General features: G+C 47.9%; 14 protein-coding genes. 9 read left to right on the top strand and 5 right to left on the bottom strand.

The genetic code is table 11. The features are described 5' to 3' along the window. Positions 1–18: 18 nt before the first annotated feature. Complete coding sequence (locus KJS94_RS13900) at positions 19–471, top strand: hypothetical protein (protein WP_214448082.1); 453 nt, start codon at positions 19–21, stop codon at positions 469–471. A 312-nt stretch (positions 472–783) separates the two neighbouring features. Next, positions 784–1758, top strand: a complete 975-nt coding sequence (locus KJS94_RS13895; RefSeq protein ID WP_214448081.1) for a deoxyhypusine synthase family protein — start codon at positions 784–786, stop codon at positions 1756–1758. A gap of 110 nt (positions 1759–1868) precedes the next feature. Here the strand turns inward: KJS94_RS13895 and KJS94_RS13890 are convergent, their stop codons facing one another. The 4 genes from KJS94_RS13890 to tatC all read right to left on the bottom strand — a co-directional run bounded on the left by KJS94_RS13890 (position 1869) and on the right by tatC (position 5327). Then, positions 1869–2270: a hypothetical protein gene (locus KJS94_RS13890; protein WP_214448080.1), complete on the bottom strand. Its 402-nt coding sequence runs from the start codon at positions 2268–2270 to the stop codon at positions 1869–1871. Between the two features lie 91 nt (positions 2271–2361). Next, the gene (locus KJS94_RS13885; RefSeq protein ID WP_214448079.1) at positions 2362–3912 is read right to left on the bottom strand and encodes a M28 family peptidase; all 1551 of its coding nucleotides are present in this window, start codon (positions 3910–3912) and stop codon (positions 2362–2364) included. A gap of 59 nt (positions 3913–3971) precedes the next feature. After that, positions 3972–4424, bottom strand: coding sequence for a ribose 5-phosphate isomerase B (gene rpiB / locus KJS94_RS13880; protein WP_214448078.1), 453 nt, complete (start codon positions 4422–4424; stop codon positions 3972–3974). Positions 4425–4472: 48 nt separating this feature from the next. Then, complete coding sequence (gene tatC, locus KJS94_RS13875; RefSeq protein ID WP_214448077.1) at positions 4473–5327, bottom strand: twin-arginine translocase subunit TatC; 855 nt, start codon at positions 5325–5327, stop codon at positions 4473–4475. Between the two features lie 172 nt (positions 5328–5499). Between tatC and KJS94_RS13870 the strand changes: the two genes are divergently transcribed. Continuing rightward, the gene (locus tag KJS94_RS13870) at positions 5500–5670 is read left to right on the top strand and encodes a hypothetical protein (RefSeq protein ID WP_214448076.1); all 171 of its coding nucleotides are present in this window, start codon (positions 5500–5502) and stop codon (positions 5668–5670) included. A gap of 208 nt (positions 5671–5878) precedes the next feature. Here the strand turns inward: KJS94_RS13870 and KJS94_RS13865 are convergent, their stop codons facing one another. Beyond that, positions 5879–9643 (bottom strand): DEAD/DEAH box helicase, encoded by a 3765-nt coding sequence (locus tag KJS94_RS13865; protein ID WP_214448075.1) that lies wholly within the window; start codon positions 9641–9643, stop codon positions 5879–5881. Positions 9644–9926: 283 nt separating this feature from the next. Here KJS94_RS13865 and KJS94_RS13860 point away from each other — a divergent pair, with 283 nt between their 5' ends. From KJS94_RS13860 to ctlX, 6 genes are all read left to right on the top strand, one after another. Further along, complete coding sequence (locus tag KJS94_RS13860; RefSeq protein ID WP_214448074.1) at positions 9927–11585, top strand: M20/M25/M40 family metallo-hydrolase; 1659 nt, start codon at positions 9927–9929, stop codon at positions 11583–11585. Positions 11586–11640: 55 nt separating this feature from the next. Further along, positions 11641–12075 carry an IPExxxVDY family protein gene (locus KJS94_RS13855; RefSeq protein ID WP_214448073.1) on the top strand — a complete coding sequence of 145 codons (435 nt, stop codon included), beginning with the start codon at positions 11641–11643 and terminating at the stop codon, positions 12073–12075. 237 nt (positions 12076–12312) lie between these two features. After that, positions 12313–12963: a GNAT family N-acetyltransferase gene (locus KJS94_RS13850; protein WP_214448072.1), complete on the top strand. Its 651-nt coding sequence runs from the start codon at positions 12313–12315 to the stop codon at positions 12961–12963. 67 nt (positions 12964–13030) lie between these two features. Further along, the gene (locus KJS94_RS13845; protein ID WP_214448071.1) at positions 13031–13264 is read left to right on the top strand and encodes a 4a-hydroxytetrahydrobiopterin dehydratase; all 234 of its coding nucleotides are present in this window, start codon (positions 13031–13033) and stop codon (positions 13262–13264) included. After that, positions 13261–13947, top strand: a complete 687-nt coding sequence (locus tag KJS94_RS13840; protein ID WP_214448070.1) for a class I SAM-dependent methyltransferase — start codon at positions 13261–13263, stop codon at positions 13945–13947. Before KJS94_RS13845 ends, KJS94_RS13840 begins: the two co-directional genes overlap by 4 nt. Before the next feature lie 3 nt (positions 13948–13950). Next, complete coding sequence (gene ctlX, locus KJS94_RS13835; RefSeq protein WP_214448069.1) at positions 13951–14868, top strand: citrulline utilization hydrolase CtlX; 918 nt, start codon at positions 13951–13953, stop codon at positions 14866–14868. The last annotated feature ends 43 nt before the right edge of the window (positions 14869–14911 follow it).

The following is a 14911-nucleotide window of genomic DNA, read 5'->3' as shown; positions in this document are numbered from 1 at the left end:
CACTTAAACCTTATAACAATGAAAAAGAGTATCACAAGCTTTGTGGTATTGTCACTCCTGACCTTAACTACCACATTTGCAAACACTAAGAAGAATGAAAATGGTGTTACCGATCGCGTAGAGAAATCCTTTAAAAAAGAATTCGCTGCTGCCGAAAAAACATCCTGGAGCAAGGTAAATGACCTTTACAAAGCCCAGTTCTCCATGAATGGCCAGGTAATGTTCGCATTCCTGAATGAAGATGGTGAAGTTGTAGGAATCTACCGCAACATCCTTTCCAATCAGCTGCCCATTACACTGCAGACCCAACTGAAAGAAGATTATCCCGATTACTGGATCTCTAACTTGTTTGAACTGGCCAAGAGCGAAGGATCAGGCTACTATGTTACCATTGAAAATGCCGACCATACCGTGGTATTGAAAAGCGAAAACTCTGTAGACTGGTACGTTTACTCAAAAGTTAAAAAATAATCAACCGTTTTTTCTCTGAGGTTTTGTTGGAAAGTGAAACAGTCCCGCCATCCGGCGGGACCTGTTTTTTTATTGGGTTTTACTACCAGGAAAGCCAATAATTGGCAAGGGATCCGGACGGTCATTTCATCCAACAAAGTTCTGGCCATCCCAAGTCCAGGCCCTCCGGGCTAGCCGGAATCCTCCTTTTCCCAATCAAGGCAGCCCTTAAACCCCATACCTTCCCCTCTTTCCCCTCCCCAAATTTCACTATTCAAAATTGCCAATCCCCTTACCTTTGCAAGTCAAGATTTCACTTTAAAATAAATTATCATGAGTAAAGGTCCTGTTTCGCAGTTTATTCAGCACCACTACCGCCACTTTAATGCGGCTGCATTGGTGGACGCCGCCAAAGGATATGAAAAGCACCTCCTGGAAGGTGGTAAAATGATGGTAACCCTGGCCGGTGCCATGAGTACTGCAGAATTAGGGGTTTCCCTGGCTGAGATGATACGTCAGGGTAAAGTGGATATTATCAGTTGTACAGGTGCCAACCTGGAAGAAGATATCATGAACCTGGTGGCTCACTCCCATTACAGGAGGATCCCCAACTACCGCGACCTGACCCCTGAGCAGGAATGGGAATTGCTGGAAAACGGTTTGAACCGCGTTACCGATACCTGTATCCCTGAAGAAGAGGCATTCCGTAAGATCCAGCACCATATTGCCAAGATCTGGAAAGATGCTGATGCTGCCGGTGAGCGCTATTTCCCGCATGAATACATGTACAAATTATTGCTGAGCGGCGTAATGAAGGATGATTACGAGATCGATCCCAAGGATAGCTGGATGATCGCTGCCGCAGAACGCAACATCCCGATCATTGTAGGCGGATGGGAGGACAGTACCATGGGTAATATCTTCGCTTCCTATGTGATAAAGAATGAAGTGAAGGCTTCTACCATGAAGAGTGGAATTGAATATATGGTATGGCTGGCCGATTGGTACCGTCACAATAGCGGTGGAAAGGGCGTAGGCTTTTTCCAGATCGGTGGTGGTATTGCCGGTGACTTCCCCATTTGCGTGGTTCCCATGATGTACCAGGACCTGGAATGGCATGATGTTCCATTCTGGAGCTATTTCTGCCAGATCAGTGACTCCACCACCTCCTACGGGTCTTACTCCGGTGCTGTTCCTAATGAGAAGATCACCTGGGGTAAGCTGGACATCAAGACCCCCAAGTACATTGTTGAAAGTGATGCTACTATCGTAGCCCCCCTCATCTTCGCTTATATCCTGGGCTGGTAATTATTAAACCCGGATAATCATAAACGAACAAGGCCTGCTCATTTGCAGGCCTTGCTTTTTGGTACGATCAAAAAAATGCCGGCCCTTTGAAAAAAGAGCCGGCCTATGGTTTAGAAACGACGGTCTATCCGGTTTTCCTTTCTGTCGCGCTTGTCCTCTCTGCGGTCACGACGGTCTTCTTTCCTGTCGCGAACATCTTCCCTGCTGTCCCTTACATCCTCCCTGGCATCACGGCGATCTTCAAGGATATCCTTTTTTCCGCCAAAATGCCTGGCATCACGTACATCTTCCCTTACATCACGACGGTCTTCCCTGCGGTCCCTCACATCCTCCCTGCGGTCAGCAACATCCTCTTTCCTGTCCCTCACATTCTCCCTGCGATCCCTTACATCTTCCCTTCTGTCAGCCCTCTTGCGTTTGCCGGGGTCAGCCTGCAGTTCATTGGATACCAGTACGGTTGAAAGCAACAAAGCGGTTGCCAGCGCGATCTTCATAATAGGTTTACGGTTCATAACGGTAAGTTTTCTATTGTTTTCATTGGGGTTTACAATAGATAGACCTCACCAAATGCGCCGGGTTTAATTCCTTTTCAAAAAAAATTAATCACCTGGTCATGGTTGGAATGGGAAGGTCGCGAACCATCATTTTGTCGCGGTTGGCCATTTCCCATGCTGTAAAGAAAACCAGCTTCGCCCTTTTGGCGCAGAGGGCATAATTGATCTTATCGGGGGTATCTGTAGGCGCATGGTAATCGGCCTTCAACATACCATCATAGTAAAAGATCACCGGCACGCCTTTACGGGCAAAATTGTAATGGTCACTACGGAAATAGATGCGGTTGGGATCGTTATCATCATTGTACTTGTAATCCAGGGTCATCTTGATATACTTACTGTTGATGCCTTCACTCAGCGCCTTCAATTCGGTACTTATCTTATTATCCCCTACCACATACACATAGTTAAGGGTATCGGGGGTTTTCCTTTCCGTATCCACCCTGCCGATCATATCGATATTCAGGTTGGCGGTGATCTTTTCCAGTGGAATGGGGGAATGATCACTGAACCAGGCCGAGCCCCAAAGTCCCTTTTCTTCACCGCTCACCGCCATGATCATTACATTCCTGCGCGGCCCCTTACCTTCTGCCTTAGCCTTAGCAAACGCTTCGGCGATCTCCATTATACCTACAGTTCCCGATCCGTCATCATCAGCGCCGTAATAGATCTTGCCGTTACGCATCCCCAGGTGGTCATAATGTGCAGTGATCACCAACCACTCATCTGTCTTATCAGTACCCTCAATATACCCCAGTACATTGGTGCTGCTGAGTTCCTGCAGTTCCTTCCTGATCTCCAGCATCAGGTTGGCTTTAACGGTGGTGGCCGCCAGCCTTGTGGTCTTTCCCACCATCACCAGGGTATCATAGGAAGATCCCAGTAATGCAGTAGCAACTTTTCCGGAGATGGAATACAGTGGTGACGGGTGTTCCGGGCTGTAAAGGTTTACATACATATTACCGGGGGCAACAGACGGTTTGCGTGGGAAATCCCTGGCCACGATCAAAACCGCTGCCGCGCCTTTCCTGAGCGCATTATTGTATTTCCCGATCGGGGCAGCCGGCCCCATCATGCCCCGGTCTGAGTTCTTATAGTTATCGGGAGCACCATCAAGCAGGACGACCGCTTTTCCCCGAACTTCAACTCCGGCATAATCATCCTGTAGGGAATCCACAATGCCATGCCCGGCAAATACGAACTCCGAGAAGTACTGGCTGCCGGAACGGGTAATGCGCAAATTGGGCTGGAATTCAGCATCAAGCGCATAGGCACTACCGTTAACCATGATCCTTGAGGACAAGAGGGTATCCCGGTAAACAGGGAATGGCATTTGGTAGCTGCCATTGAAACCGGGCTTCAACCCGATTCCCTTAAAGTACTGCTCGATATAGGTGGCAGCTGCCTGCTGGCCCGGTGTTGCCGTTTCCCGGCCTTCCATTGCAGGACCGGCAAGGATATACAGGTGTTTGCTAAGGTCTGCTTCTGTAATGGTGGCAGCATAGGGGGCAGGGTTAGGTTGGCCTGCCGTTTTTTTCTTCTGGGCATGGACATTACCGGCAAGTACCGACAGGCCCAAGATCAAATAGGCTATTCTCATGTGTAGTGGTTAAAACAGCAATATAACCATGATTGCTATTTTTCCCACTTAAAAGAGGATCACTGGCAGGCAATCTTGTTTACACGGTTGGCATGGCGACCGCCTTCAAAAGGGGTGGCAATGAATGTATCGATCATTTGGATCGCATAAGGAAGGGCAACAAACCTCGCCGGAATACAGATGACATTGGCATCATTATGCTGCCGGATCAGCTTGGCCACTTCATTGTCAAAACTAAGGCCTGCCCGGATCCCCTGGTGTTTATTGGCAGTGATGGCCACGCCATTGGCGCTGCCGCAGATCAGGATACCAAAGGCTGCCTCACCAGACTCAACAAATGCTGCTGTGGGGTGGGCAAAATCAGGGTAATCAACTGATGCGGGACTATTGGTGCCAAAATCCTTAACGGTCCAGCCAAGTTTTTCGAGGTGCGACTTGATCGCTTCCTTGTATTCGTATCCGGCATGGTCGCAGCCGATGGCTACGGGCCTGGCAGTTGAAAAGGTTGACATAACAATAGTTTGAGTTGGTATAAAGTTCGTGAAAAAACAAGCTAGTCCCTAGCTCCACTCAGAAGGGGCAGCAACAGCCTCTTCGCCAGGGTTAACCCTTGCAGCAATGGTAATACTGATCTCGTACAAGAGCCAAAGGGGAACGGTAACGATCAGCTGGCTGATCACATCGGGTGGCGTTATCACCGCTGCAATGACCAGGATGACCACCACTGCAAACTTACGGTAGGTCCGAAGGAAGTTGGCAGTCACAATGCCCACCTTGGCCAGGAAGAACACTACCAGCGGTAATTGGAATACAACACCGGTGCCTACCACCAGCGATACGATATTGTCGATATAATCACTTACTGTAAAGGTGTTCTGGATGAGCGGGCTAAGCGTATAGGCGGCAAAGAAATTCACGGTGTAAGGGGCGATCAGGAAATAGCCAAAGGCGATCCCGGTAAAGAAAAGCAGGGACACCCAGAAGATCACACCCCTTGTCTTGCGCAATTCCTTTTCGGTGAGGGCAGGCTTTACGAAACGCCAGAACTCCCAGAATATATAAGGGAAGGCGATAACAAACCCTCCAACAAAAGCAATGGTAAAGCTCATCATGAACTGGCTGCTCATCTCGGTGCTGATCAGCTTCAGGTTAATATCCGCCAGGCACATGGCATCGCCCAGCCCAACCTTATGGCTGAAAGCGCAAAGCATCCGGTAGGTCAGGAACTCCTTATGTGCAGGACCCATGATCACCTGGTCGAAGAAGAAATCCATGTTCGCAAAAACAACAATAGCACCCATCAGGATAGCCAGCAAAGAGCGCATGATATGCCAGCGCAATGCTTCGAGATGGTCGATAAATGACATTTCAGCCTGCTCGCTGCCTCCTTTCCTGTTGAATATACTTTTTGCCATATAATTTCTGCGAACGCAAATTTAATGATTGAAGCCTTGCCATCGGGACCCAAACAGGCCGCAACAATAACTACGAAATTCCGGATATTAGGATTTTTATAAGAAAAAACAGCAATAAAAGTTTAGTATATTCGTTAGTCATCGTATTACATTATCCAAAAAACCAATATCAATGGAAAGGAACTCCATGTATTTTGACACGAACGCCATCAAGATCAACAAGGATGATTTCCGTCCCGGATTCAGGATTACCAGGTTCTTCAGATGTCTCTGGTTCGTCATCCTAAACGGCGAGTCCCCTCTTGCTACCAGGAAAAGCCTGCGTAAGCATTATCGTTACTAACCCATATTACATATCTGGCACTTACCTCTGAAACCACTTTTGTACGTGCCTGCCCCGCCAATGGCGGGGCTTTTTTTCATGAAAAAAGCAATAAGCGATTGTCGTAATAACGGTTTGCTTATTGCTTTCAAATGGAATCAATTCCATTCGCATAATTTAAGGGGAAGCAAATATCCTTACATCAAGAATTTGCCAATGCTGCCCTTCCTTAACTGAACAGGTATTCCACGTCTTCCCTCGTCAGGTTCTTCACGAAGCCTTCATCATCGGCTATCAGGTCTTTCGCGAGTACCCGCTTTCTTTCCTGGAGCTGAAGGATCTTGTCCTCAATGGTGTCCTTACAGATCATCCGGTACGCAAAGATATTCTTGGTCTGGCCAATACGGTGCGTCCGGTCAATGGCCTGCTGCTCTACGGCTGGGTTCCACCAGGGATCAACGATGTACACATAATCGGCCGCGGTAAGGTTAAGACCTACACCCCCGGCTTTCAGTGAGATCAGGAATACCCTGCAGTTCTCATCGTTCTGGAAACGCTGGATGGCCTTCTCACGGTCAGGGGCAGACGTACTTCCATCGAAGTAGGCGAAATCAACTTCCTGCGACTTCAGTTTCTGCCTGATCAGGTCAAGCATACCCAGGAACTGCGAGAAGATCAGGGCCTTGTGGTTGCCAATATTCTCGGTTATCTCCCTGCTGAGCTCCTCCAGTTTAATGGAATGGTTCTCGAACTTTTCCTGCTCATTAAGGATCGCGGGCGAATCACAGATCTGGCGCAACTTCATAAGACCCTGCAAAATGGTCAACTGGGATTTCTGCATACCCTGGGTATCAATAGTGCCAAGGATCTTGTCACGGTAATCATTGCGGTAGGCATCATAGATCCTTCGCTGCTCTTCATCCATTTCACACCATAAGATGGTCTCGGTTTTTTCCGGAAGGTCTTTCGCTACCTGCTCCTTTGTCCTGCGCAGGATGAAGGGATAAAGCAATTTCCGCAGATGCTCCTTCCTGTCCTGCTCCCCGAACTTATCGATAGGAATGGCAAACTCCTGGCGGAAGAACTCCATGCTGCCCAGCATGCCCGGGTTCAGGAAATTCATCTGGGCATAGATATCAAAAGTATTGTTCTGCAGCGGGGTACCGCTCATGCATATACGATGTTTGGAACGGAGCAGCGAAGCCGCCTTCGTTACCTTGCTCGAGGGGTTTTTGATGGCTTGTGATTCATCCAGCACTACACAATCAAATTCCATATCCACCAGCAGCTTGATATCACTCCTGAGGGTGCCATAGGTGGTGATGATCACATTCTTCCCTTCCAGCATGGCCTTATTCCTTGTCCTTTCCCCACCATGATGGATATGGTAGGTAAGCGCAGGGGTGAACTTCTTGATCTCATTCTCCCAGTTGAACATCAGCGTGGTCGGGCAAACCACCAGGGCTTTCAGGGTTCCTTCCGAACTCTTATAATGATGCAGGAAACTCAATGCCTGTACGGTCTTACCAAGACCCATATCATCGGCCAGGATCCCACCCCAGTTTACTTCCTTCAGGTAGTTCAACCACTGGAAGCCAAATACCTGGTAGGGACGCAGGATAGGCGCAAGATGGTTGGGGGGATCCACTTCCGTTATGGTCTGGAACCCCTTCAGGCGGTCATACTTCTCTTCCAGTTGCAGGAATAATTCCTCTTCATTGCGTTCATTGTACAACTCGTCGATCACACTCATGTGGTATTTCGAGAGTTTGAGGTGCTGGTGCTTGCCTTCACCTATCCTGAACAATAGGGAGTACTTCTTGATCCATTCCTCCGGAAGGATACCCAGTGAGCCGTCTCCCAGCTGAACGAATTGTTGCTTATTGGATAATGCCCGTTTAACTTCGGCTACTGTCACTTTCTGGTCGCCGAAAAGGATATCCACCTTCGCATCGAACCAGTCGGTATTGCTGCTGATCTGTATCCTCGTCTGTGGCTTGGCCGTATTGAACCTGAAGTTCTTCAAGGCCTCAAATCCATATACCGGGACCTTCATATCCTTCATGGCATCCACGAAGAGGAAGAACCAGTTATTGCGCAACACATCATTGCCCTTGAGGACAAGGTTATGGGAACCTTCAGGACGGATAAAATTTGAGTGAAGGGCTTCCAGCTTCTGGAGGAATTGGGTTTCCACCTCCTTGTTGCGGTGAACGATCATCACCTTATCGCCATCCGGCACAATGATCTCGTCCTTGTCACCGGGTTTGGTTTCAAATCCCTTGTAACTGAATACAGGCTGGAATACGAGGTAATCACCTTTTTCCTGCAACACCAATCTTTGCTCCGGATCCCCATCCTTATAACTGGAGATAAGGGCTGGGTCAAAATCCACATGGTAATGCTTGGCCAGGGGAAGCACAAGCTGCTTCAATTGCATTGGCCAGGCAGCCTTGGTGATGGTCATTGAGCCTTTGGGCATAAAGGTCTCCACCCTGTTCACATCTTCTTCATTACGCCAGAGGTATAGGTTATCCTGGTAAAGGAAAAGCACATTGCTCTGAAGTTCATTGGCCGTCACCTTTAACTCCACCCCGCTGATCTTTACATGGCAGGTGATCTCATACTGGCTTTTCCTGGGCTGCACCTTAAAATAGGGCACAAGAGGATCATTACTGATGCCCAGAGGCTGAAGGTTCTCCGTTTTGAACACCTTATGCGACGGCAGGTAGAAGACAAAAGGATTTTCCGCCTGCTCTATCATCATCTTCTTTAGCTTGGGATGCAGGTACTCCACTACCAGGTGCTTGGTTTCAGCTGGCAGGTCTTCTGTATCCTGGTGGATGATGTTCTCCCATATCCCGCTGAAGGGAGAGTTCCTGTTGAGGTACTTGGTCAACTCCGACTCCTGCATCCTCCTGATAACTGGTATCAGTTGTTTATCATTCTCGGGGAAGGATTCCGTATCCACATACTTGCTCAGGTCAATTTTCTCTACTTTCCCCACAAATCGCTCCATGGACTCCTCCGGCTCCCCCTGTACTGCCTCAACAAAGAAACCAGGATAGGATTTGTTGTGCAGGTTCAGGACAATACCTACCCGCATTTTTGCAGCGGCTTCCTCTTCTGCTTCCAACACCGGGGTCTCGGTCACTTCTACCGGTTTTTCCACCGGCTTCGGTTTGGAAGAAAGCTGGACAGGGTTTAGTCGCTTGATCGAGGTGTCCAATACACGCAGGTAAGGCTTCCCTTCCTTATAGGCGAATTCAAATTTTCCGGAGAGGTCATCATTCAGGCTATAGCCATAGGCCTCCAGTAACTTGTTCTTCTCTTTGTCCCAGTTCCGGATACTATCAAAATAATTGGCGCCATATGAATTCAGGAGCTGGATGAAGACGATCACCTTGGGCAGGCAGAGGGGATGCTTGGTGTCAACAAAGTCGCAGCTCGTATCAAAATTCCTTTCTTCATTCTTCCTGATGACCACCTGGTAGGTCTTACCCTCCAGGTCAACCGAAGCCTTCACCACTTCATCAGCAGCATGCTCAATGGTTGCCTTGTTGGTCCGAAGGTATTTCTCCGCATCGGCAATGGACTGGGGCGCACTCAGTAGTTTGATCGTTTTCAGGTCAATGGTCTTCATCTTGACCACAGTATGGCGCTGGTCGTATTCCACTTCCTCGGCCTTGAGCAGGTTCTTGTCCAGCAGCTCCTGCAACTGGATCAGGGCGGCAGCTTCATGGCGGCAGATATCACCCAGGTTATAGGGGCAACTGCACCTGACAGAAAGGGATTTGGGATCCTGGAATTTCTGGATATAAACCTTGTAGAAGGTAGAATAGCTATCGTCCTTTACCCGGAAGGTAACGGATCCCAGCAGTTCGTCGTATTCGATCAACTCCACGAAACCAATAGCATGGATCTTCTTCCCACGTCTGATCACTTCCTCGGTGCCATTGGTATACACATACTTGATAAGGTGCGGTAAAGCCATTCAACTATAATATTTCACCCCTTCCTGGTTGTGGCATTCTTTACCCAACCACTTACGGCAAAGGGTCATTTACGAAAAGGACAATTGGCAAAAGTAAAGGAAAGATGGCCAGAATTCCATATTATATAATATGTTCCCAAAACCGGGAATTATTCCCGAAAATTCAGGAACTTTACAGGTTTCGCTGATCACATCCACCCCAATGATCCCCTGGCCGGAACTTCTTCCTAAAATATTTGAAGCGGCACGGTATTAGTGTTCACATCGGTAACTTTGCCCCACGATGAAACCTTTCTTTATGCATCCTTTTGAGAAAGCTGCCTTAACCGCGGCCCTATTACTGACCCAAATGGGTTATGCCCAGAAATTGAAAAAATCCGATAAGCAGGTGATCCAACAGCTCCAGGCCCATGTGAACTACCTGGCGGACGACAAGTTAGAGGGTCGCCGGGCAGGAAGCCGGGGGGAAGAACTGGCAAGGAATTATATCAGCAAGCAATTTGCAGAGATCGGCCTTACACCTAAAGGTGCCGATAACAGTTGGTTCCAGGCATTCAGTATTTATGACGGACTGGAATACAAGGGGAACAGTTACCTTTTCATCGAGGGAAATGAAATCAAGGACAAGGACTTCTTCCCAATGGCCCTGTCGCCCGAGAAGATCCTGGAAGCCATGCCTTCGGTTGCACTGAAGGAAAGCGGCCAGCCATGGTTCATGGACCTGGCTGCTGAAAAACAGGCCAATAGCGGGAACCCCCATTTCGACCTGGATGCACATTTGCAAGCCAAAATAAAGGAGTATGCTTCCAAAGGCGCAACAGCCCTCCTTATTTACAATATAGGCGAGGACATCAAGTTTAACCCCAAGCAAAAAGGGGATCAACTTCCCATTCCGGTGCTTTGCCTCTCAGATGCCATCGCTAAAAAATACCTGGTTGATGAAACCGCCATGGTTGAGGTCAAACTCAAGACCGGCTTCAAAAAGAATGAAAGACAGGGACATAACGTAGTGGGCTACCTTGACAATGGGGCGGCCAGGACAGTGATCATTGGGGCACACTACGACCACCTTGGATTTGGCGAAGACGGCAATTCCATGTTGAGGAACGGCGAACGCCTCATCCACAATGGAGCCGATGATAATGCCAGCGGAACTTCTACCCTTATTGAGTTGGCCAGAAGCTTAAAGAAGGATAAGCAGAAAAACACCAATTACCTGTTCCTAGCCTTTTCAGGGGAAGAACTGGGGCTGTTTGGGTCGAAGTATTTTGCCGAGAACCCTACAATAGCCCTTAATACCGTCAACTATATGATCAATATGGATATGGTGGGAAGGCTAAACGACAGCAGCAAATCCATAACCGTTGGGGGAATTGGCACTTCGCCTTCCTGGGGAAGTATTTTTAATTCGGTTAGTGATGCACGTTACTTCAATATCAAGTATGATAGCAGCGGTACCGGTCCAAGTGACCACACCTCCTTCTATAGGAAGGACCTGCCGGTGTTGTTCTTCTTTACCGGTCTGCACACCGACTACCATAAACCCAGCGATGACGCAGAAAAAGTGAATGTAACAGGTCAGTTGCAGATCCTGAAACTGGTCCAGGGAGTCATCAAACAGGCCAATGAACAGGAAAAGCTGGTGTTCACCAAGACAAGGGAACAGCAAACGACCACTTCTGCAAGGTTCAGCGTGAGCATGGGAATAATGCCCGATTACAGTTTCAGTGGCAATGGTGTTAAAGTGGATGGTGTAACGGACGGAAGGCCGGCCAGCAAGGCAGGGGTAAAGACAGGTGACATCATTGTACAACTGGGCACCTACCCGGTAAGTTCAGTTGAGCAGTATATGCAGGCGCTCGGAAAATTCAGGAAAGGGGATAAGACAACGGTGAAGTATAAACGAGGTGAATCCGAACTGGAGGGCAATATTGAATTTTGATCATATCCATGCCGGGAATTTTTCCCGGCATTTTTTTTGGTGATAATTTAGGGGCATGAAACTAAAACTGGACGTATCGGAAATGGCGGAGGAGTTCTTTGAGGACTCAAAGCTCCTAGGTATTGTGGCCAAGGTGAAGGACTACCAGTTTTGCTGGCAGCTGAACCAAAGGTTCAGGTTCAGGTTCCGCCTGAACAATGACATTGAGATCCAGCTCAGTAAAAAGCAACGGAACTATTTCTTCCCCATTTACCAATATCCAGAGCCTAATTCCTCGCTTATCCATTATCTATACAACAACCACCATGACGGGGAATACCTGTTGCCGGAGTTCAAGCACCTGGACTTCCTATGGCTGGTCAAAGGCGATGTTATTGACCAGGTAGCCCTGCAGGAAATCATACAATCCATCAGGTCCATTAGTGCTGTACAGTTGGTAACCGAATTGACGAATGAAAAGATCAAGCATAAGGACCACCTGATCTTTTGAGCCCAACCATTTTACCCAGTCACATTAAAAAACATGAAGTTTAAACACAATTCGCTAAATTGTGTTTATAATCAATTTGATACATATCAAATTCATATCCGAGTATCTTATCCTATTTGGCATTTTACCCGGTGAACAACAATTACCGGCGAATTAATCTCGTTTGTTTAGAAGGCTGGCGCCTGTATGGGTCTTTTGTCCTTTTGAATAAACCGATTTGTAAACCAAGCCCGTCATATGCCTCAGGTAGAAAACTTTAGTGATAAAATCAAGCAATTTGGCTATGCCAATGCCGGCACCCTGATGATAAAAAAAGTGTTGGAAAAACTAGGCATATTCAAGCATACCTACTTGGTCTACAAGAAGAAATGCAATGCCGCAACCATTTCATCCATTACCTTACCAGAAGGCTACCACCTGAAAAAACTTGCACTATCGGATTTCTCTGCCGCAACCCATTTTCTTTTCCGCGACTCAAAACTGGAACTATTCAAAAAGCAACTAGAGAACCCCGCTTACCATTCCTATGGCATTTTCAAAGGTGATGAACTGGCAGCCTATATCTGGATCTCCTACTCCAATATTGAGTTACCCAACCCTTTCAACGAGGGGTTCTATTTACCACTGGAGCCAAATGAAGGGTACCAGTTTGACAGTTTCTGCCATCCCACTCATAGAAGGAAAGGACTCAATGCCTACCTGGTCCACTATGGAGAAAAGGAGCTTATCAATAACAAAAAGGATTATGCAGTTTCCATCATCCGCAGGGAAAATAAGGCCTCCAGGGGATCATGGGAAAAAGTTGGATTCAAAGAGGACCGCAAGGTAATGTGTACGCTTTGGTGGGGGAAAAAGAAAATATGCATTGCGAACTTCAATACTGTCTGAGACAGCAACCATTTCGGTTCCTGCTTGTTCCTATTAAGTAAAAGGTTTCGTTTAAAAATCCTCAACCATGTGGCAGGAAATCAATAACCAGCTCTATAAAGAGTTTCGTTTCCGTGACTTTTCCGAAGCTTTCGCTTTTATGACCAGGGTCGCGATCGAAGCTGAAAAAATGAACCATCACCCGCTTTGGTCCAATGTCTGGAACAAGGTGGAGATCTGGCTAAGCACACATGACGCCGGCAATATCGTTACTGATAAGGACAGGCAGCTGGCTACCAGGATCGATCAACTCTTATCATGAGCAACCCAAACGAAGACCATATCCTCCGGAGCTGGCATACCAATGCCGGAGCATGGAATACAGCCATTGATTCCAATGCGATCCGGAGCAGGGTGCTGGTGACCAATGAAGCTATTGTAAATAACATTGTAGAACTATCTCCTTCAACTTATCTAGACCTGGGCTGTGGCGAAGGCTGGCTCGTTCGTGCGATCAACGAAAAACTTCCCGGTGTTGTTGCCGAAGGCGCTGACGCCATACCTAACCTGGTTGCTATGGCAGGCCAAAAATTCAAGGCTTCCCATTTCACTATAGCCTCCTACCAGGACATTATTGCTGGCCAATATAAACCAGCCAGGAGTTATGATGTGATCAGCTTCAACTTCTCCCTTTTTGGCAATGAACTGGTAGGGTATCTGTTAACGGCTATCATTCCTTTCTTCTCACCGAAAGGCAAACTGGTGATCCAGACCCTACATCCTTATAGCAGCTGTGGTGATCTGCCTTACCGGGATGGATGGCGGGAAGGAAGCTGGAATGGTTTTTCACCAGATTTCAATGACCCGGCCCCATGGTATTTCCGCACCTTCAATGGATGGTTCAGGCTACTTCACCATTGCGGCTATGCCATCACTGACATCAGGGAGCCGATCCACCCCGAGACCGGCATGCCCGCCTCCCTTATATTTGTGGCCCAACCATAATGTATGCAGGCTGCTTCTTCTATTGCCATGATCCGTCCCGCCTCTTTTGGCTTTAACCCGGACACCGCTGTTACCAATGCTTTCCAGAAACAAACAGGACTGGACCCTGAAAAGCTGGCGAGCCTTGCCAGGGAAGAATTTGACCATATGGTCTCCCTTCTCCGAAACAAGGATATCCATGTATTGGTGTTGGAAGACGATCCTGAACCAAAGAAACCAGATGCGGTTTTCCCCAACAATTGGTTCAGTCTTGGCCCTGATGGGACCTTGCATATCTATCCCATGCAGGCCGCATCCAGGCAACTTGAAGTGAGGGAAGATTTGCTTGCAGAATTATCCGGGCATTTCAAGGTAAAGGAGATAAAGGATTGGAGGGAGAACCCCTATGGAGCTTTCCTGGAAGGAACGGGCAGCATGATCATGGACCATCAGGAAAAAATCATTTATGCGGCTATTTCCCCGCGGACGGATGAGCAATTGCTGTTATCCTATGCATCATATACAGGTTACCGCGCCTTTCCATTCCAGGCAGCTGACCGCTTTGGAAAAAGCATCTATCATACCAATGTATTAATGGCTTTGGGTACCAGCTTTGCCATTCTCTGCACCAGCGCAATAAAAAATGAGGATGAAAGAAGCAGGCTCATTGGATCGCTTGAGCAAACTGGCCATGAACTTATTGCTATCAGTTTCGACCAAATGGATGCCTTTGCAGGCAATATGCTGGAAGTAAAAAACAAGAAGGGGCAACCGTTCATTGCCATGAGCCAGGCTGCTTTCGATAGCCTGACCAATGAGCAACGTAGGAAGCTTTCAGCACACGGGGAATTACTACCCATACCTATCCCTACCATCGAAACGATTGGCGGCGGTAGCGTGAGGTGTATGATGGCCGAGATCTTCGCTCCGGAAAAGGAATAAAAAAGCCGGCACCCGGGCCGGCTATAAAAGAAAACAGTCTTGC

The sequence above is a fragment of the Flavihumibacter rivuli genome (assembly GCF_018595685.2).
Lineage (GTDB): Bacteria > Bacteroidota > Bacteroidia > Chitinophagales > Chitinophagaceae > Flavihumibacter > Flavihumibacter rivuli.
This window is presented reverse-complemented; position numbering and strand designations above follow the sequence as displayed.